The 17,469-nt window shown below is 62.9% G+C and carries 20 protein-coding genes and 1 pseudogene; 12 read left to right on the top strand and 9 right to left on the bottom strand.

Features of this window, described 5'->3' with window-relative positions; all coding sequences use genetic code 11:
- Nucleotides 1–52: 52 nt before the first annotated feature.
- The 6 genes and pseudogenes from mnmH to phnF all read right to left on the bottom strand — a co-directional run bounded on the left by mnmH (nt 53) and on the right by phnF (nt 5,545).
- On the bottom strand, nt 53–1,123 hold the full coding sequence (gene mnmH / locus QTA57_RS08415; RefSeq protein WP_290154500.1) for a tRNA 2-selenouridine(34) synthase MnmH: 1,071 nt from the start codon (nt 1,121–1,123) through the stop codon (nt 53–55).
- Between the two features lie 115 nt (nt 1,124–1,238).
- A pseudogene (locus QTA57_RS08410) lies at nt 1,239–2,121 on the bottom strand (NAD(P)-dependent oxidoreductase).
- Between the two features lie 78 nt (nt 2,122–2,199).
- Nucleotides 2,200–2,973, bottom strand: coding sequence for a LamB/YcsF family protein (locus QTA57_RS08405; RefSeq protein ID WP_290154499.1), 774 nt, complete (start codon nt 2,971–2,973; stop codon nt 2,200–2,202).
- The gene (locus tag QTA57_RS08400; protein ID WP_290154498.1) at nt 2,970–3,995 is read right to left on the bottom strand and encodes a 5-oxoprolinase subunit C family protein; all 1,026 of its coding nucleotides are present in this window, start codon (nt 3,993–3,995) and stop codon (nt 2,970–2,972) included. The genes QTA57_RS08405 and QTA57_RS08400 overlap by 4 nt, the downstream gene beginning before the upstream one ends.
- A complete protein-coding gene (locus QTA57_RS08395; protein WP_290154496.1) occupies nt 3,992–4,753 on the bottom strand; it encodes a 5-oxoprolinase subunit B family protein in 762 nt (253 codons plus the stop codon). The genes QTA57_RS08400 and QTA57_RS08395 overlap by 4 nt, the downstream gene beginning before the upstream one ends.
- 75 nt (nt 4,754–4,828) lie before the next feature.
- The gene (phnF, locus tag QTA57_RS08390) at nt 4,829–5,545 is read right to left on the bottom strand and encodes a phosphonate metabolism transcriptional regulator PhnF (RefSeq protein ID WP_290154495.1); all 717 of its coding nucleotides are present in this window, start codon (nt 5,543–5,545) and stop codon (nt 4,829–4,831) included.
- A 106-nt stretch (nt 5,546–5,651) separates the two neighbouring features.
- Between phnF and phnG the strand changes: the two genes are divergently transcribed.
- Genes phnG through phnN form a run of 9 tightly spaced genes read left to right on the top strand, consistent with a single transcriptional unit; the run spans nt 5,652 to nt 11,605 of the window.
- Nucleotides 5,652–6,104: a phosphonate C-P lyase system protein PhnG gene (gene phnG, locus QTA57_RS08385; RefSeq protein WP_290154493.1), complete on the top strand. Its 453-nt coding sequence runs from the start codon at nt 5,652–5,654 to the stop codon at nt 6,102–6,104.
- The gene (gene phnH, locus QTA57_RS08380; protein ID WP_407933505.1) at nt 6,104–6,673 is read left to right on the top strand and encodes a phosphonate C-P lyase system protein PhnH; all 570 of its coding nucleotides are present in this window, start codon (nt 6,104–6,106) and stop codon (nt 6,671–6,673) included. Before phnG ends, phnH begins: the two co-directional genes overlap by 1 nt.
- Nucleotides 6,673–7,758 carry a carbon-phosphorus lyase complex subunit PhnI gene (locus tag QTA57_RS08375; protein WP_290154489.1) on the top strand — a complete coding sequence of 362 codons (1,086 nt, stop codon included), beginning with the start codon at nt 6,673–6,675 and terminating at the stop codon, nt 7,756–7,758. Before phnH ends, QTA57_RS08375 begins: the two co-directional genes overlap by 1 nt.
- Nucleotides 7,755–8,600 carry an alpha-D-ribose 1-methylphosphonate 5-phosphate C-P-lyase PhnJ gene (locus QTA57_RS08370; RefSeq protein WP_290154488.1) on the top strand — a complete coding sequence of 282 codons (846 nt, stop codon included), beginning with the start codon at nt 7,755–7,757 and terminating at the stop codon, nt 8,598–8,600. The genes QTA57_RS08375 and QTA57_RS08370 overlap by 4 nt, the downstream gene beginning before the upstream one ends.
- Nucleotides 8,597–8,935 (top strand): NIPSNAP family protein, encoded by a 339-nt coding sequence (locus QTA57_RS08365; RefSeq protein WP_290154486.1) that lies wholly within the window; start codon nt 8,597–8,599, stop codon nt 8,933–8,935. Before QTA57_RS08370 ends, QTA57_RS08365 begins: the two co-directional genes overlap by 4 nt.
- Nucleotides 8,932–9,600, top strand: a complete 669-nt coding sequence (locus QTA57_RS08360) for an alpha/beta fold hydrolase (RefSeq protein ID WP_290154483.1) — start codon at nt 8,932–8,934, stop codon at nt 9,598–9,600. The genes QTA57_RS08365 and QTA57_RS08360 overlap by 4 nt, the downstream gene beginning before the upstream one ends.
- The gene (gene phnK / locus QTA57_RS08355; protein WP_145215531.1) at nt 9,597–10,367 is read left to right on the top strand and encodes a phosphonate C-P lyase system protein PhnK; all 771 of its coding nucleotides are present in this window, start codon (nt 9,597–9,599) and stop codon (nt 10,365–10,367) included. The genes QTA57_RS08360 and phnK overlap by 4 nt, the downstream gene beginning before the upstream one ends.
- A gap of 12 nt (nt 10,368–10,379) precedes the next feature.
- Complete coding sequence (phnL, locus tag QTA57_RS08350) at nt 10,380–11,063, top strand: phosphonate C-P lyase system protein PhnL (protein ID WP_290154481.1); 684 nt, start codon at nt 10,380–10,382, stop codon at nt 11,061–11,063.
- Nucleotides 11,060–11,605 carry a phosphonate metabolism protein/1,5-bisphosphokinase (PRPP-forming) PhnN gene (phnN, locus tag QTA57_RS08345; protein WP_290154479.1) on the top strand — a complete coding sequence of 182 codons (546 nt, stop codon included), beginning with the start codon at nt 11,060–11,062 and terminating at the stop codon, nt 11,603–11,605. Before phnL ends, phnN begins: the two co-directional genes overlap by 4 nt.
- Here phnN and QTA57_RS08340 read toward each other — a convergent pair.
- A complete protein-coding gene (locus QTA57_RS08340) occupies nt 11,587–12,273 on the bottom strand; it encodes a DUF1045 domain-containing protein (protein ID WP_290154476.1) in 687 nt (228 codons plus the stop codon). The genes phnN and QTA57_RS08340 overlap by 19 nt on opposite strands.
- A 38-nt stretch (nt 12,274–12,311) precedes the next feature.
- On the opposite strand from QTA57_RS08340, the gene QTA57_RS08335 reads away from it, so the two are divergent.
- A complete protein-coding gene (locus tag QTA57_RS08335) occupies nt 12,312–13,457 on the top strand; it encodes an alpha-D-ribose 1-methylphosphonate 5-triphosphate diphosphatase (protein ID WP_290154474.1) in 1,146 nt (381 codons plus the stop codon).
- 1 nt (nt 13,458) lies between these two features.
- Here QTA57_RS08335 and QTA57_RS08330 read toward each other — a convergent pair whose 3' ends face one another.
- Complete coding sequence (locus tag QTA57_RS08330; protein ID WP_290154471.1) at nt 13,459–14,292, bottom strand: sugar phosphate isomerase/epimerase family protein; 834 nt, start codon at nt 14,290–14,292, stop codon at nt 13,459–13,461.
- Nucleotides 14,293–14,306: 14 nt separating this feature from the next.
- Complete coding sequence (locus QTA57_RS08325) at nt 14,307–15,461, bottom strand: alpha-D-ribose 1-methylphosphonate 5-triphosphate diphosphatase (protein ID WP_290154469.1); 1,155 nt, start codon at nt 15,459–15,461, stop codon at nt 14,307–14,309.
- A 189-nt stretch (nt 15,462–15,650) separates the two neighbouring features.
- Between QTA57_RS08325 and QTA57_RS08320 the strand changes: the two genes are divergently transcribed.
- Both QTA57_RS08320 and phnD read left to right on the top strand, forming a co-directional pair.
- Complete coding sequence (locus QTA57_RS08320; protein WP_290154467.1) at nt 15,651–16,274, top strand: DapH/DapD/GlmU-related protein; 624 nt, start codon at nt 15,651–15,653, stop codon at nt 16,272–16,274.
- Nucleotides 16,275–16,493: 219 nt separating this feature from the next.
- Nucleotides 16,494–17,423, top strand: a complete 930-nt coding sequence (phnD, locus tag QTA57_RS08315; RefSeq protein WP_171561276.1) for a phosphonate ABC transporter substrate-binding protein — start codon at nt 16,494–16,496, stop codon at nt 17,421–17,423.
- The last annotated feature ends 46 nt before the right edge of the window (nt 17,424–17,469 follow it).

The following is a 17,469-nucleotide window of genomic DNA, read 5'->3' as shown; positions in this document are numbered from 1 at the left end:
CTCGGCCATGACGCCGCGATCATCGGCCAGTTTCGAACTGGTGCGCCAGAGATCACCCTGCGTTAGACGCCAACCAAGCCACGATCTGATCGGCCAATCGCTTGCGCGCTACGGCCTTCAAATCCACCGCCTCAAACCGGGCCAAAACCACGCCACGATCCGCCTTGCGTGCCCTGGCATAAGCTGGGTCGTAATGCCCGATGATCAGGGCCTCCGATAAGGTGCGGAGGTCCCCCTCCCTTGCAAGATCGACCCACTGATCGACCAGTTTATGGCCAACCAGACCACGCAGATGATCGAGCCGTGCTTCAAGGCGCGCCACATCCATCCCCCAATCCGCATAACTCTCGGCCAGATAGGCCGCGCGCGCCGCAACTGGCGCGGCGAGGACCAAACACGGCGCATCGCACATGACCGCCCAAAGCGCTGGCGGCACCCGCAAATTGCCGATCCGGCTCGATTCCGCCTCGATGATCGTGACTTTACCTGGGTCCAGCCCATGCAAGGCCTGGGCCAAAGCACTTTCAAAGCCTTTCTGCGAAGGCTGAGGCGCTCCGGTTTCTCCAAGGATTGAACCGCGATGCGCCGCCAGGCCTTCCAAATCCAAGACTTGAACCCCGCGCGCGCCCAACTCGGTCAGAATTGCCGTCTTCGCGCTGCCGGTATTGCCGTCCAGACGGATCACCCGATGCGGCAGAGGCCGGTCATATAATGCCGCCACAACCTGCCGCCGATAGGCCCGATAACCCCCGTCCAGCACGGCAACGCGCCACCCAATCTGCTGCAAAATCGTTGCAAAAGACCCCGACCGCTGCCCGCCGCGCCAACAATAGATTAAGGGCCGCCAACCGCCGCCCATCTCCATCAATGAGGTTTCGATATGCGCCGCCGCATTGCGCGCGACCAACGCCGCGCCCATCTTCCGCGCGACAAACGGGCTCTCTTGCGTGTAAGTCGTCCCGACCCGCGCCCGCTCCGCGTCGCTCAAAACCGGCATATTCACCGCGCCCGGCAGATGATCCTCGGCAAACTCCGCCGGGCTGCGCACATCGATCACCGCGTCAAACCCGCTGATCTCTGTCAGGAATGCCGCAAGATCGGGATGATCACTTCTCTGCTTCACAAATATCCCCGCCGGAGGCATCCAAGGCCAACGGCATACGCCGCATCAAATATGACACGTCGCGTCGCCGCCGACCAAAAGTCAAACCCAGTGCCGCGCCAGCGGCGCCGCTTGGTTAGATATCCATCCCGTTCATTTTGCGGAAGCGCTGGATCAAGCTCGACGTGTCCCACCGACCGCCGCCAAGCTGCTGCACCTCAGCATAGAACTGATCCACCATCGCCGTCACAGGCAAGCTCACGCCCATCTCTTTGCCCTGCGCCAATGCGATCCCAAGGTCCTTCCGCATCCAATCCACGGCAAAACCATGGTCGAATGCGTTGTCCACCATGGTCCCGGCCCGGTTGGCCAGTTGCGGACCCGCCCGCGCCCTGACTCACCAACTCCGCCACTTTCTTCGCATCAAGGCCCGCCTGCATCGCAAAGAACAGGCCTTCGGAAATGCTCTGAATCGCCCCGGCAATGCAGACCTGATTGATCATCTTGGTCAATTGCCCGGCCCCGACGTCGCCGAAATGCACGATGGCTTTGGCATAGGCATCCATCACTGGCTCTGCGGCGGCAAAATGCGCTTCATCGCCGCCGCACATGATCGCCAATTGCCCGTTCTCTGCCCCGGCTTGCCCGCCGGAGACCGGCGCATCGACCCAACCAACGCCGCGCCCTACGGCCTCAGCTGCCAATTCCCGGGTCACTGTTGCGGAAACCGTGGTGTGATCCACATAGATCGCGCCAGAACTCATGCCCGCCAACGCGCCATCGTCCCCCAACACAACGGCGCGCAAATCATCATCATTGCCAACGCAGGACATGACGAAATCAGCACCAGCCACCGCGTCACGCGGGGTCGCCGCAAAACCTCCGCCATGCGCGGCGGCCCAAGCCTCCGCTTTGGCAGTCGTTCGATTATAGACCGTGACCGCATGGCCCGCGGCTTGTAGATGCCCCGCCATTGGGTAGCCCATGACCCCCAGACCCAAAAACGCCAGCTTTGCCATGTGATCCCTCCGAAAAATGCATGTGTTGCCCTGAGACCTAGCAGGGCCTCTGCCCGGCGACCAGTCGGCCCTAGCAAATTACCCTCTGCGTCCGGCAAAGGGCGCAAGCGCAATACCCTCGGCTTCCAGCGCAGCCCGCACGGCGCGAGCAATCTCCACCGCCTCGGGGGTGTCGCCATGCAAACACACGGTATCGATGGCGGCCGGGATATGGCGACCCGATTGGGTGATGATCGCGCCCGCTTTGACCATTTCCACGATCCGCGGTCCGGCAAGCGTCGCATCATGGATCACCGCACCGGGCAAAGATCGGTCCATCAAGGTCGCGTCGTCATTATAAGCTCGATCGGCAAAGATCTCCCCCGCCCAGGCACAGCCCAGATCGCGGGCGGCCTCTTCTTGCGCGGTGGCCGCCAGAACCATGATTATGATATCGGGAGCGACCGAGAGCGCGCCTTCATAACATGCCCGCGCCAGTGCCGCGTCCTCTGAACACATATTGGCCAGCGCACCGTGCAGTTTCAAATGCCGCACCTCGCCACCGGCCGCCCGCGCCATGGCTTGGGCCGCGCCCAGTTGGTACCGCACCAGATTGGCGAGCGTTTTATGCGGCAGATACATGCGCCTGCGCCCAAAGCCTTGCAGATCGGCGAAGCCAGGATGCGCGCCGATGCCAACCCCGTTTTGGAGCGCCAACGCCATCGTCTCGGCCATAACATCAGGATCGCCCGCATGGGCTCCGCAGGCGATATTGGCGGAGGTGATAATCCCCAACAGCTCTTGATCGCGGCCCATGACCCATGGGCCAAAGCTTTCGCCCATATCGGCATTCAGATCGACACTGAGGCTCATCTATCCGTCTCCTCTTCGCGACCCGTGATCGCGCCATCACTCAGGTGATAGCTCAGAAGATCGGGGATGTCGCGCGGGTCCCGGATCAAGGGCCGGACTTTCCGGGGCAGATCAGCCAGCGCCGTCTGTTCGGCCTTCAGCGCCGCCACACCCTCCTCCGGTGTGATAAACTGCAAACGAAGCGTCGCACCAACAGGCAATTGCGCCGCGCGCGGCAGATCGGCGGGCAAAACGGTTGCGATCCGGGGATAGCCCCCCATCGTCTGGCACTCTGCCATCAAGATCACCGGCACCCCATCGCCCGTGATTTGAATATCACCTGGCACGATGACCTCAGACACGACGCTCAACCCACCGTCCAACGCAAAGCCTTGCCCATCGGGGATCAGCCGCAGTGCCATCCGGTTCGATCTCGGGTCGCGCGTGAACTGACTCTGCTCAAGACGTTCGCGGGTCTCGGCGTCAAAGAGCGCGGTTTGAACGGAGGGCAGGATACGCAGCACCCCGCCGGAGACCCGATCCGCCACATCCAGCCCCAGCCCGATTGGGCCGCCCTTATCTGGCCCGACAGGCAAGCGCACCCCGGGGGTCAGCAACGCACCGAGTCCGGCATTAAGCTGCGTGGCGCGCGCACCCAAGAGGGGCGGTGTCTCAATCCCGCCGCCCAAATGTAGATAGCCGACGCTGCCCGATGTCACCCCGCCAATCCGTACCCTGGACCCGGCGGGCAACTGATGGCTCGCATTCCAGATCAACGGGCTGCCATCCAAGCTCGCCTGCATCGGTGCTCCGGTCAGAGCGATGCGGAGCGGTTGCGTCGCCTCGAACTCGCCGCCCATCCCGATCATTTCCAAGGCCGCGCAATCTGGTGACTGACCAAGCAGCGCTGCCCCTTCGTAAAGCGCCAAACGGTCGAGCGCGCCGCCTTGCGACAGGCCGTAAGCCAAATGCCCCGGGCGGCCCAAATCCTGAACCGTCACACCAGGGCCAACTTGGTGAACGATCAGCGCGGGCGCGGTCATGGGAGCGCCTCTATCTCTGCCCCGCCATCCACACAATCGGGATCGGCGATCATATGGGCCACATGGTCTGGATCGGCTGTCGGGAATTGCAACTCATCACCGGGTTTCAGCGCAAACGGCTCCGCACTCTCAGGCCGAAAGTTCAGAAACGCAGTTTGCCCCACATGCCGCCAGCCGGTCGGCGACGGGCGGGAAAACAGCACACATTGCCGGATCGCCAAGACCAATGCGCCCGCGGGCACATGCGGGGTCAACTCTGTTCTTCGTGGCAGGTTCCAATGCTCCGGTAATTCGCCGAGATACGGTTGCCCCGGACCGAACCCCAGGCTCAGCACCCTAAGCCGGGTGGCAGAAAGCTGGGCGACCGCCTCGGCCTCAGAAAGACCTGCTGCCTCGGCCGTTTCCACGAGATCCGGGGCCATATCTGCGCCATATGCCGTCGGAATGCGGATAAGTCGGCGACCCGGGGGCAGAGGCGCGGCATACCAATCCGCGCGCGCCAAGAGATCACACAACTCCGCTTCTAACACTTCGAGATCGGCAGTCAGCGGGTCCAACCGCAGAAAGACCGACACCAGAGAGGGCGCGGTTTCGATGATACCGGGTTGAGGTGCGGCCTCGACCGCCGCGCGAAAGGCCAAAGCCGCCCGATTGGCAGCCTCGCAGAACTGATCGCCGAAGCGCACCAAGAGGCCACTCACCCCAAGGCGTTGGATCATCGGCCAAGGGCCGGAGGGAGATGGGTTGGGCACGGTCATCAATGGCGGCCAGCGTTCCTTATCCGTGCGTCGGTGTTACCCCGCGCTCCCGGAACTGCCAATGGGCCAGCGGGCTCAGACCTCGTGATCGGCCAGGGTCAGCGTAATGCGATCCCCGGCAAACCAGGTCCGTCCATATTCGACCGGGCGCCCATCGGGGTCGACGTTCACACCCACCGACCGCAGGATAGGCGCGCCGGGCGGCACACGCAGATGCCCGGCCTGAGTGGGTGAGGCCGCGATTGCCGTCAGCCGGGTCCAGGCGCGGGTGTAGTCCATCAAGCCTTCGGCCTTAAACGCCGCCGTCACGGAGCTGGTTTCCGCCAGGTTTATAAGAAGATTGGGGAACAGCGCGGCGGGAAAAACGGCCCGTGACAGAGCAATCGGTTGCCCGTCGGCAAAGGAAACCCCCTCGGAGACATGCACCGGATCACCGGGGGCGATGGCAAGCGCGTCGGCCTCGCGTGCATCGGCGGCGCGGGTGGCGCGATGAAGGATCTGGCGCCCCGGCTCTCGCCCCGCCGCGATCAGGTTTTGATGAAACCGCACCCGCTTCCCGATTGGATAGTCCGTCGGTTGGTGGGTGACGAACACGCCCGCGCCGCGCCGTGGAAACACCGTTCCGGCCGACGCCAGATCGGCCAAGGCACGGCGGACCGTATGGCGGTTGACCCCAAACCGGGCGGCCAGTTCCGCCTCGGTCGGCAGCCGATCACCCGGCGCGTAATGCCCGCTGGCGATCTCTGCCGAAAGGCTGTCGCGGATCGAGGTCCAAACTGCGGCGCGGCCCATGACGGTCCCCTGTCATTAAAGTTTCACGCGATCACGGGTTGCCCGACTCGAGCGATCCGCGTAAGAGATTTGTATAGTTGTATATTAAAATGGACAACTCCGCAAGATGTCTGAGATCCCTGATCAACAAGCCCGGCGCGCCCGGCTGTCCACCTTGGCCCAGGCCCCGGCGGCTCGATTGGCCGCACTGTGGGAGGCCTATGGCGCGGCCCCTGAGCATGAAATGCTGCGCCCGCCGGAGATTGGCACCGTTATGGTGCGTGGCCGCGCCGGGGCAGTCGGCGCACCCTTTAACCTGGGCGAGATGACCGTCACACGCTGTTCGGTCCGCCTTGGCTCGGGCGCTGTTGGTCATGGCTATGTGCAGGGGCGCGACAAACGCGCGGCAAAAACCGCCGCGCTGGTCGATGCATTGGCCGAAGCAGGCGACGCCGCTGCGTTGGAGGCGGCCATCCTCGCGCCGCTCCGCGACGAAGCGAGGACCAAGGGTCATGCGCGCGCCGCCCGGGCCGCGGCGACCAAAGTCGAGTTTTTCACCATGGTTCGGGGGGAAGATTGATGCGCGATGTGATGACCGGCGGCTTTGCCAACCCTGCCTTCGACGCCTCCTACGCGTTTCGCGCCGTTTTGCAGGCGATGGCGCGGCCCGGGCGGATTGAAACCGTCGCCAGTGCTACCCCGCCCGCGCCGATCTCGCCAGCGGCGGGCGCTATGCTTCTGACCCTCTGTGATCCTGAGACGGGGCTTTATCTGGCCCCGAGCCATGACACCGACGCGATACGCTCTTGGGTGACTTTCCATACCGGCGCGCCCGTCGTTCCCGCCAAACGCGCCGATTTCGCACTTGGCACGTGGGAGGCGTTGGCCCCACTCTCGGCCTATCGGATCGGCACGCCGGAATATCCGGACCGGTCGACGACGTTGATCGTGGAACAAGACACGCTTGCCACCACGGGCACGCGATTGACGGGGCCGGGGATTGAGGTGGAAGCGGCACTAAACCTCCCGGAAATCGCGGCGTTTCAGGCAAATCGGGCCCAGTTCCCGCTTGGGTTTGATTGCGTGTTCTGCGCAGGCGAGCAGTTGGCCGCCCTGCCCCGATCAACTTTCGTGACGGAGGTCGACTGATGTATGTGGCAGTGAAAGGCGGCGAGCGGGCAATTGACAACGCCCATGCCTGGCTGGCCGAAGAACGGCGCGGCGACTTGGATGTGGCCGAGCTGTCAGTGGCACAAATCCGCGAGCAATTGCGGCTGGCGGTGAACCGGGTCATGGCCGAGGGCTCGCTCTACGACCCTGATTTGGCGGCTCTGGCGATCAAACAAGCCCGCGGCGATATGATTGAGGCGGTGTTCCTGATCCGCGCTTATCGGACCACGCTCCCCCGGTTTGGTGCGTCCGAGCCGATCGACACCGGTGCAATGACCTGCGACCGGCGGGTGAGCGCAACGTTCAAGGACGTTCCCGGCGGGCAGGTTCTGGGACCGACTTTCGACTACACGCACCGATTGATCGATTTCGCCTTGGCCGCCGAAGGTGACCTGCCCGAGGCACCGCAAGCCACCCCACGCGCTGAGCCGACGCCACATGTCACCGAGTTCCTGGCCCGCGAAGACTTGATCCAGCCCGAGCGAGAGGGCGCGGACACCCCACGCGACCTGACCCGGGAGCCACTCGACTTCCCCGCCGACCGACCGCTGAAACTGCAAGCGCTCAGCCGGGGCGATGAAGGGTTCGTGCTCTCGATGGCCTATTCGACGCAGCGCGGCTATGGCCGGAACCACCCGTTTGTGGGCGAACTGCGCGTCGGTCAACTGCCGGTCGAGATGGAGATCCCCGAGCTTGGGTTTGCGATTGATCTGGGCGAGATCACGGTTACCGAATGCGAAACCGTGAACCAATTCACCGGGTCGAAAACCGAACCGCCGCAATTCACCCGCGGCTATGGGCTGGTCTTCGGCCATTCCGAGCGCAAAGCCATTTCCATGGCGCTCGTGGACCGGGCGATGCGGTGGGAAGAACTGGGCGAAGACAATGTGGGCGCCCCGGCGCAGGACGAGGAATTCGTACTCTCACATTCCGACAATGTGCAGGCCACGGGTTTCTTGGAGCATATCAAACTGCCCCATTACGTGGATTTCCAATCGGAACTGGAACTGATCCGCAAACTCCGCGCCGAAGCGCAAGCCAGTCATCAGGAGGCGGCGGAATGACCGAGCAGACTCACTACAATTTCGCCTATCTCGATGAACAAACCAAGCGGATGATCCGCCGCGCGATCCTAAAGGGGGTTGCGATCCCGGGTTATCAGGTGCCGTTTGCCAGCCGCGAGATGCCGATGCCTTATGGCTGGGGCACAGGCGGGGTGCAGGTTTCGGCGGCGTGTTTGACGCCGGAGGATAAGTTCAAGGTGATCGACCAAGGCGCGGATGACACGACAAACGCCGTCTCCATTCGGAAGTTCTTTGAGAAGACCGCCGATGTGGACGTGACCGAAAAGACCGCCGAGGCGACGGTGATCCAAACGCGGCACCGGATTCCGGAAACGCTGCTCACCGAGGATCAAATCCTGGTCTATCAAGTGCCGATCCCCGAACCGCTCCGCTTCTTGGAGCCGCGCGAGACTGAGACGCGCAAGATGCATGCGCTTCAGGAATACGGGCTGATGCATGTGAAGCTTTATGAAGATATCGCGCGTCACGGCTCGATTGCGACGGCTTATGCCTATCCGGTGACGGTTGAGGATCGGTATGTGATGGACCCGTCACCGATCCCGAAATTCGACAATCCGAAATTGGAAAGCGCCGCTTTGCAGCTTTTCGGCGCGGGCCGGGAGCAGCGGATTTACGCGGTGCCGCCTTATACCAAGGTCGTCAGCCTGGATTTCGAGGACTATCCGTTTGACCCCTCCAAGGCCGATCATCCCTGCGCCCTGTGCGGGTCAGAAGAGAGCTATCTCGACGAAGTGATCGTTGATGACACAGGGGGTCGAATGTTTGTCTGTTCCGACACAGATTACTGTGCGGATCGACAAGCCTCAGGAGCGTCCGCATGATCAACCAACTCCGCATCTATCAAGTCCCCAAAGTCAATCGTGACCCGTTTCTGGATCGGTTCCGCGACCATGCCGCGCGGATCATGGGTACATATGGGTTCCGTATTCAGGCGATGTGGACCAACGAGACCGAAGAGGCGCTGAGCTTTGTGTATCTGCTGACCTGGGAAGATGAGGCGGAAATGACCGCCGCATGGGCTGCCTTCATGGCGGATCAGGACTGGAAAGACATCAAAGCCGAAACCAGCGCCCAACATGGCGATTTCGTGCTTGGCATCGAGGACATGGTGCTGACACCAACCGCGTTTTCGAACGCGATTGGGGGCACTGCATGAGTGTTGTTTGGCTACACGGCTCAGGCCTGTCCGGGGCGACATGGGCCGGGTTTGCGGGGATCGCGCCCGATCTGCCCGGTCATGGCAGCGCGCCCCGCGCAGCATCGCCAACTGTGCAAAGCTTCGCCGACGCGTTGATGCCGCAACTGCCGGATCAGATGCATCTGGTGGGCCACTCCCTAGGTGGCATGGTGGCGCTGGAACTGGCCGCGCGGCTGAAAGATCGTGTCCTGTCGCTGGTGACCATCGAGGCGGTGCCGACCGTGCATATCAGCCGCACCGCGCGAATCACCGCCCAGATTGCGTTGTGGCTGTTCCGGCGACTCGGTCCCGGCGGCGTCGCGCGCCTTTCGGGCTTGGGCCAACCGCCCAAAGTTGCGGCCCATATCAAGCCGCAGATCGCCGCAATGTCCCGCGACGGGATGGAAGACTCGCTGACCGCCGCTTTCGCGTATGATGGCCGCCCGCGCCTTGCGGACGTCACCGCGCCCGCGCTTGTCATTGTTGGCAAAAACAACCGGCAGACCCATGCCGGCGCGCAATTGATGGCTGAACAGCTCCCAAACGCAACATTCGAGATCATGCCCGGCGGGCACATTCTGCATATCGAAGCCCCCGACGCGCTTCGCACCCGCATCACGCAATTTCAGGAGGCCCATCTATGACACCCCTTCTTGAGGTTCAAAACCTCAGCAAAACCTATGGCGGGCGGATCGGGTGCGCCGATGTGTCGTTCAAGCTCTATCCCGGCGAAGTGATGGGGATTGTCGGCGAGAGCGGCTCGGGCAAGTCGACCCTGCTGAACTGCTTGGCCGGGCATTTGGACCCCGACGCGGGCGCAGTCCTCTTCGACACCCGCGCCGAGGGGCCGCGCGATACGGTTCAGATGTCTGAGCCAGAACGGCGGATGCTGGGCCGGACGGATTGGGCCTTCGTGCATCAAAACCCGCGTGACGGCCTCCGGATGCGGATCAGCGCGGGCGGCAATGTGGGCGAAAGGTTGATGGCGGTCGGTGCGCGGCACTACGGCGAAATCCGCGAGACGGCGGAAGATTGGCTGACCCGGGTCGAGATCAGCACCGACCGGATTGATGACCGTCCGGCCGATTTCTCCGGCGGGATGCAACAGCGACTGCAAATCGCCCGCAATCTGGTGAGCGGGCCGCGGCTGGTCTTTATGGATGAGCCCACTGGCGGCCTGGATGTGAGCGTTCAGGCGCGTCTCTTGGACCTGCTTCGCGGTCTCGTCCGCCGCATGGGGTTGAGCGCGATTGTGGTGACCCATGACCTAGCGGTGGTCCGGCTTCTAGCGGACCGGCTGATGGTGATGAAAGACGGGCATGTTGTGGAAACCGGGCTGACCGATCAGGTGTTGGACGATCCACAACATGGCTACACGCAGCTGCTGGTCAGCTCGGTTCTGCAGGTTTGAGGAGACGGCACGATGATCGAGGTTCAGGATTTGGGCAAAAGCTTCACGCTGCACAATCAAGGCGGCGCGGTGATCCCCGTTTTGGAGGGCGCTGGCTTTGTGGTCGCGCCCGGCGAATGCGTCGCGCTGACCGGGGCGTCGGGGGCGGGCAAATCCACCGTGATGCGCATCCTCTATGGCAATTACCTGGCGCAAGCGGGCCGGGTGGTGATTGGCGGCGTCGACCTGACGCAAGCCGAGCCGCGCGATATCCTGACACTCCGGCGTGAGACGCTTGGCTATGTCAGCCAGTTCCTGCGCGTCGTGCCCCGGGTGCCAACGCTGGAGGTTGTGGCCGAACCTTGCCTGGCCGTTGGTATGGACGAGCGCGACGCCTTTGACCGCGCCCGCGATCTGTTGGCGCGGCTGAACATCCCCGAACGGCTCTGGTCGCTTTCGCCCACCACCTTCTCAGGCGGGGAGCAACAGCGGGTGAACATCGCGCGCGGCTTTGCCCATGGCTATCCGGCGCTTCTTCTGGACGAGCCGACCGCCAGCTTGGACCCGGAAAACCGCGAAGTGGTGCTGAGCCTGATCGAAGAGGCGAAAGCCCGCGGCGCGGCGATTGTCGGCATCTTCCACGATGCACCGGCCCGCGCCCGGATTGCCGATCGCGAGATTGATGTCAGCGCCTTCACCCCAAGGCAGGCCGCATGACACAAGGACGGTTCATCGCAGTCGTTGGCCCCTCGGGCGTTGGCAAAGACAGCGTGATGGAGGCGCTTTGTGCGGCGCGGTCTGATCTCTACCGGGTGCGCCGGGTGATCACCCGCGCCGCCGAAGCCGGGGGCGAAGACTATGAGCCGGTCAGCCGAGAGATGTTTCAGACCCGCGTCGCCGACGGCGATTTCGCGCTGCATTGGGACGCGCATGGTCTCTCATATGGCATCCCATCTGGCGTCGTCTCGCGCCTGAGCGCGGGCCAAGACGCCTTGGCGAACCTGTCCCGCAGCATGTTGGGCACGGCGGCCAGCGTGTTTGCCGAGGTGCATGTGCTGTCGATCACCGCATCTCCGGACGTTCTGGCGCAGCGCTTGGCGGATCGCGGACGAGAGACGCCAGCGGATATCGCCGCCCGGCTGGCCCGGACCGCGCCGCCAATGCCACAGGGCGTTCGCGTGACACAGATCGACAATAGCAGCGCACTCGCCGACAGCGTCGCCACGGCGCTTGCCGCGCTTTACCCGGCCAATGTGTAGCGGTGGATCAGATGAAACCGTCCATCCTCCGCCTCACCCATCAAGGCCAGAGTGTCGATCACGTAAGGCCGTTCCAGAACCGGCGCGAGATGATCCGACAGACGCGCGGCCAGGGCATCGGCCTCCACCTCAGGCAAGCGACCGCTGAGCGTCAGGTGGAAGCGGAACTCCTCCAACACATAAGGATAGCCCCAGGCGGCCAACATCGCCTCTTGCCGGGCGTTGAGGCCGGATGTGCGACGGCGCGCCAGTTCGGCCTCGGTCGGCGGTGCACGGAAGCGGTCCAAACCTTTCACGACCGCGCCTGCGAGCGCGGCCAGGTCCGGCGCCGGGCCGCCGGGTACAAGCGCCACGAACCCGCCCAAGCGCCGCACGGTCAGACCGGGAAGCTCAACAGAGGCGAGGCTGGCAATCAAAATCTGCGCTGCGTTTTCCAGAGCCGCCCGCGTGGTGCCCTCCGCCAAACGGAACGGCGGCTTGATCGTGCCGTGAAAGCCGTATTTGCGGGGCGTCGCTGTCAACTCTGCAACCGGCCTGGGCAAATGTTCCAACATCGGCTGCGCCACCTCTTGGCCCGAAACGGCATCCCACCCCAACCAGGCCGCCCCTGCATCGTAAAGCGCCCCTTGCGGCAATACATAAATCGCGTAACGGGTGAATGCGGTCATCGTTTTGCCCCTTGCCTACTTGATCGGAGACAATCGCCATGCCAGATGCGGTGATCCTTGCCAATGCCACCCTGGTTCTGCCCGAAGAGACCCTGACCGGTCATCTGCGGTTCGAGAATGGTGAAATCACGGATGTGGTCGCGGGCAGTGCCGTGCCTAAGGGCGCAGTCGATTGTGGCGGCGATATCGTCGCGCCCGGCTTGATTGAATTGCACACGGATAATCTGGAGCGGCATCTGCGCCCCCGTCCCCGTGTCGACTGGCCACATAATGCGGCGATTGTGGCCCATGATGCAGAGCTTGCGGCGACCGGCATTACAACCGTGTTCGATGCGATCCGTGTCGGGTCGCTGGAAGGAAGTATCAGCACCGGTTGGACGCGGTATGCCCGGAAAATGGCCTATGAAATCCTCGCCATGCGTACAGCCGGCGCGCTGAAGATCAGCCATCATCTGCACCTGCGGGCTGAGATCTGCTCGCACAGCTTGATCGAGGAGTTGGACGGGTTCGGCCCGGATGATCGGGTCGGAATTCTCAGCTTGATGGACCACACGCCGGGGCAACGGCAGTTCGCCGATCTCACACAATATGAAGCCTATATGCGGGGCAAACACGGGATCAGCCAGGAGGCGTTCGACGCCCATGTGATTGAGCGGACGGCATTGGGCGCAAGAGTCCGCGCCCCGCATGAGGCCGCCGCGGTGGAGGCCGCACAACGCTATGGCGCGGTCTTGGCGAGCCATGACGACACCACCGTTGATCACGTGGCCGTCTCGGCGGCGCATGGCATCCGCTTGGCCGAGTTCCCGACCACGATGGAGGCCGCCCACGCCTGCCGCCAGAACGCAATCGCGGTGATGATGGGGGCGCCGAACCTGATCCGAGGCGGCTCGCATTCGGGCAATGTGGCCGCTGAAACCCTCGCTGAGGCGGGCCTCTTGGACATTCTGTCGTCGGATTATGTTCCCGCCGCGCTGCTTTATGCGGCGATGAAGCTGGGCACACTCTGGGGGGATATGTCCCGCGCCATGGCGACGGTCACCTCCGCCCCCGCCAAAGCGGCGGGGTTGATGGATCGCGGTATGATCGCGCCCGGCAAACGCGCCGATTTGATCCGCTTTGCGCAAGTCGGCGATGTGCCTGTTCTGCACGGCGTTTGGTCGAGTGGCACGCGCGTGGCTTGACCTAACACGCAAGCCCTTCGCCTTCCAAATAGGCCATCGCGGCCGGGATATCGGCCGAATGGCGCAGCTCCAACACGAGATGCGGCTTGACCGGAAGCGCGGCCAGCGCCCGGAACACCTGATGCCAGTTGATCGTACCCTGCCCCGGCGCCCAATGCCGGTCAGCATAGCCATCGGCATCCTGTAGATGCACATGGTCCAGCATCGCGCCCGCTTGGCTGATGAAATAATCCACGGGCGGTGCCCCTGTGGACCCGTAGGAGTAATGCGCATGGCCTGTGTCGAGTGAGAGCTTCACGGCGTCCGAGCCGAAGCTCTGGGCCAGCTCAAGCCGATCGCCGGGGGCGATATCCTCGATATTCTCTATGACCAGGGTCACCCCTTGGGCCGCCGCCCGGTCCACCACCGGGCCCATCACGGTATGGACCTGCGCGATCTTCTGCTCCCGAGCCGAGAGGGTGTTGCCAACCCGTGGGTAGTTGTCGAAGTTATTGTAATCCCAAGTGGTATAGGGTGAATGCACCACCATCTGCGTTGCACCAAGCGCGGCGCAAATCTCCAGCCCGGTCAGGAACCGTTTGGTGATAAGCGGCGCGATCTCCGGGTCGTCATTGTCGATTGGCACGCCGACAAACGGCCCATGGATGCCAAGCCGCCCCTCGAACCCGTCGAGCAGCGCTTTCGCCTGATCTACACGCGGTCGCCAATCGCCAAGCAGAAGCTCGGTTGCAAAGAAGTCCTGAATTTCAAGATCGCGCTGCCCGTCGATCAACCAATCGCGATAGTGGGGCAGATCGGCCACCATCAAGGCAGCGCCAATTTGAAGCGGGCCCATCGCTGTCGCTCCGCTCAAAAGACCTGCCGCCCGGCGCGCCAGGCGGCGGTGACGACGGGCTGCCCATCCGTAACGCGCACCGCAACCAGATCGGCGCGCAACCCCTCCGCGATCCGCCCGCGGTCCGTCAGGCCGGTCAACTCGGCGGGGGCGGTGCTCACCATGGCAATGGTTTGCGACAGATCGTAGGGCAGGTCCGGATCCGCCGCGATGGCAAAGGCCGCATCCAGCGGGCTACGCGGGATGTAGTCGGAGGCCAGCACGTCGACGAGCCCCTCTGCCAGAAGCTCTTTGACCGCCACATTGCCCGATTGCGACCCGCCGCGCAGATAGTTGGGCGCACCGGCCACAATCGCCTGGCCCAAGCCGCGCGCATGGCGGGCCGCCTCGATAGTGGTTGGAAACTCGGAAATGCGGATGCCTTCGGCCTGGGCCTGATCCACATGCGCCAAAGTTCGGTCATCATGGGTCATCAGCGGCACGGCCTCCGCCTTGGCGGCGGCGATCACATGAGCGCGGACTTCGGGGCCGAAGCGGGTGGAGCGTTCGAAGAGCTCCTTCATCCGCGCGCGGCCCTCTTCTTCGCCGACCTCCATATCGCGGATCATGTGCCAGAACCATTTCTCGATATCCGGGCTTTGCCGGTCGCCAGGCGTGTGATCCATGACCGAGATCAGCTGCGCGATTTCGCGTCCGATGGTGGCATCGACCAGACCGAAGGTGGCGGGGTCGGAAATCTCGCAGCGCATATGCAAGATGTGCTCCGCCCGGAACATACCCGCGCGCTGTCCCTCTTCCATCGCTTCGATCAATGGAACGAGGATTTCCCGGCGCTCCGGCTTCTGCATCGCGGCACCGACGGACAGACTGTCGAACACGGTTGTGGTGCCGCCAGAGATGACCACCGCATCATGCGCCATCAGCGCTGGCAGAAACGCCCATTGCACGGAGGTCCGGGGATGCACATGCGCCTCGACATGATCGGTATGGAGATCGACGATCCCCGGGATGAGGATCTGCCCGGTCAGGTCTTGCCCGCCCGTGACGGTCGCGCCTATTTCGGCGATCTTACCATCATCGATCATCACCCCGCCTTCTAAGAGGCCATCGGGTGTAACCAGCGTGGCATTGCTCAACAAAAGCGGGCGGTTTGCGGGGGCATCGAACATCGCATGCGCATCCTTATTGGGGGTGATTGAGCGCGGGCACGCGCATTCTGGCCCTGTCTTGAGCGTGCTTGTGTAACGGGCCGGTGCAGCTCTGATGATAGTTTCATGACATCGGCAGCGGAGGGGTTTCAGAACCCCAATAGGCACGCCTAGGGTCGCGCCAAACATCCCTCAGACCGCGAGACCGCCATGGCCCAGAAACAGCTCAGCGAACGTCCAAGCATTCACCCTGACGCCGAGGTGGCCGCCGATGTCTCCCTCGGCCGTTGGACCGAGGTTGGACGCCGGACGCAGATGAAAGCCAGCGAGATGGGCGATTACTCCTATATCACCGAGGATGGTCATGTGATCTGGACCACGATTGGCAAGTTCTGCTCCATCGCCAATGGCGCGCGGATCAACCCGGGCAATCACCCGACATGGCGGGTGTGCCAGCATCACGCGATCTACCGCGCCGCCGCCTTCGATCTGGGCGAGGATGACACGGAGTTCTTCGAGTGGCGCAAGGAGAATTGGGTGACGCTTGGCCATGACGTCTGGCTTGGTCACGGGGTGACGGTGACCGCTGGCGTGACCATCGGGACGGGGGCCGTGATCGGCGCGGGCGCTGTGGTGACCAAAGATGTGCCGCCCTACACGATTGTCGGCGGTGTTCCCGCCCGCGACATCCGTCGCCGGTTTACCGAGAAACAGGGCGAAGCGCTGATGAACATCGCCTGGTGGGATTGGACCCATGATGAATTGCGCGCCGGTTTGCCCGATTTCCGAGCGCTCGATATCGACGCCTTTATCGAAAAGTATCATCCTGGCTAGGCGCCGCATTGCCCAGTTTGCCCATGAATCTCTGGCCTCCTCAGCGGCTTACACCCATTTCGGCGGAGTTGTCGGATTGCTGGTTACGAAGGTTTAACAATTTCGTCGCCTAACCGTCACTCTCCAAGCCTACCCCACGGCGTGCATCTTGGGGACCAGGGCTCAACAGAGGACAGCCCTGGCTCTGAACATCAAAAACGTTCAGGACGGGACTAGATCATGTTCAAAACCACACTCAGCGTCGCCATTATCGGCGCCACGGCCCTCACTTCCACCGCAGCTCTCGCGCAAGACGCCGATTGGCGCGACGAAGTTCCGGTGTTCCGCGTCGGCATCCTTGGCGGCGAAAACGAAGCCGACCGTCTGCGGGAGCATGCGTGTCAGCAAGCTTACCTCGAAGAGCGCCTCGGCGTGCCGGTCGAGCTCTTCCCCGCCTCTGACTATGCGGGCGTCATGCAAGGCCTTCTGGCCGGTCAGCTTGAGTTCGCGGGCCTGGGATCTTCGGGCTATGCTGGCATCTCGCTGCAGGATCCCGACGCGGTTGAACCGCTTTACACGACCATGCAGATCGACGGCTCGCTCGGCTATTACTCGGTGATGTATGCGCGCGCCGATAGCGGCATCGAGAGCCTGGCCGATATGGAAGGCCACAGCCTCGCCTTCGCCGATCCGAACTCCACCTCGGGCTACCTGGTGCCGTCTTACGAGTTGGCCGCCGAGGAAGGCCTGAATTTCGAGGAGTTTTTCTCCGAAACCGGCTTTGGCGGTGGTCATGAACAGGCCGTGGTTGCGGTTCTGAACGGTCAGTATGACGCAGGCGTCACCTGGACCTCTGGCGTTGGCGACATTGCCGAAGGTTATAGCCGCGGCAACCTGCGCTCGATGGTCGACAAAGACATGCTCGATATGTCGGAGATTCAGATCATCTGGCAATCGAACCTGATCACCAACGGCCCCCGTGTGATCCGCTCCGACCTGCCGCAAGAACTCAAAGACCTGGTCATGGGGGCGATGATGCAGCTTCAGGTCTCCGACCGGGACTGCTTTGACGCGATCAACGACGGTGAATCCATGGGCTATTGGCCGATCAATCATGAGTTCTATGAGCCGATCATCAACATGCGCCGTGAGCTTCAGGGCGACCGTTAAACAGACCTAAAAGATACCGGGGTCGGGCGCTTTGCCCGGCCCTTCT

The sequence above is a fragment of the Fontisubflavum oceani genome (assembly GCF_030407165.1).
Classification (GTDB): domain Bacteria; phylum Pseudomonadota; class Alphaproteobacteria; order Rhodobacterales; family Rhodobacteraceae; genus Rhodophyticola; species Rhodophyticola oceani.
The sequence above is the reverse complement of the archived record's forward strand: the minus strand, read 5'-3'. Positions and strand labels throughout refer to the sequence as shown.

Bases quoted from the DNA above. Each gene is read 5' to 3' on its own strand.
- QTA57_RS08400 (WP_290154498.1), bottom strand. From the start codon at position 3,995: ATGACCGCGCCCGCGCTGATCGTTCACCAAGTTGGCCCTGGTGTGACG.
- QTA57_RS08395 (WP_290154496.1), bottom strand. From the start codon at position 4,753: ATGACCGTGCCCAACCCATCTCCCTCCGGCCCTTGGCCGATGATCCAA.
- phnF (WP_290154495.1), bottom strand. From the start codon at position 5,545: ATGGGCCGCGCCGCAGTTTGGACCTCGATCCGCGACAGCCTTTCGGCA.
- QTA57_RS08330 (WP_290154471.1), bottom strand. From the start codon at position 14,292: ATGGGCCCGCTTCAAATTGGCGCTGCCTTGATGGTGGCCGATCTGCCC.
- phnG (WP_290154493.1), top strand. From the start codon at position 5,652: ATGTCTGAGATCCCTGATCAACAAGCCCGGCGCGCCCGGCTGTCCACC.
- phnN (WP_290154479.1), top strand. From the start codon at position 11,060: ATGACACAAGGACGGTTCATCGCAGTCGTTGGCCCCTCGGGCGTTGGC.
- QTA57_RS08375 (WP_290154489.1), top strand. From the start codon at position 6,673: ATGTATGTGGCAGTGAAAGGCGGCGAGCGGGCAATTGACAACGCCCAT.
- QTA57_RS08365 (WP_290154486.1), top strand. From the start codon at position 8,597: ATGATCAACCAACTCCGCATCTATCAAGTCCCCAAAGTCAATCGTGAC.
- phnD (WP_171561276.1), top strand. From the start codon at position 16,494: ATGTTCAAAACCACACTCAGCGTCGCCATTATCGGCGCCACGGCCCTC.
- QTA57_RS08405 (WP_290154499.1), bottom strand. From the start codon at position 2,973: ATGAGCCTCAGTGTCGATCTGAATGCCGATATGGGCGAAAGCTTTGGC.
- phnK (WP_145215531.1), top strand. From the start codon at position 9,597: ATGACACCCCTTCTTGAGGTTCAAAACCTCAGCAAAACCTATGGCGGG.
- QTA57_RS08370 (WP_290154488.1), top strand. From the start codon at position 7,755: ATGACCGAGCAGACTCACTACAATTTCGCCTATCTCGATGAACAAACC.
- QTA57_RS08320 (WP_290154467.1), top strand. From the start codon at position 15,651: ATGGCCCAGAAACAGCTCAGCGAACGTCCAAGCATTCACCCTGACGCC.
- QTA57_RS08360 (WP_290154483.1), top strand. From the start codon at position 8,932: ATGAGTGTTGTTTGGCTACACGGCTCAGGCCTGTCCGGGGCGACATGG.
- QTA57_RS08335 (WP_290154474.1), top strand. From the start codon at position 12,312: ATGCCAGATGCGGTGATCCTTGCCAATGCCACCCTGGTTCTGCCCGAA.
- phnH (WP_407933505.1), top strand. From the start codon at position 6,104: ATGCGCGATGTGATGACCGGCGGCTTTGCCAACCCTGCCTTCGACGCC.
- QTA57_RS08325 (WP_290154469.1), bottom strand. From the start codon at position 15,461: ATGTTCGATGCCCCCGCAAACCGCCCGCTTTTGTTGAGCAATGCCACG.
- QTA57_RS08340 (WP_290154476.1), bottom strand. From the start codon at position 12,273: ATGACCGCATTCACCCGTTACGCGATTTATGTATTGCCGCAAGGGGCG.
- phnL (WP_290154481.1), top strand. From the start codon at position 10,380: ATGATCGAGGTTCAGGATTTGGGCAAAAGCTTCACGCTGCACAATCAA.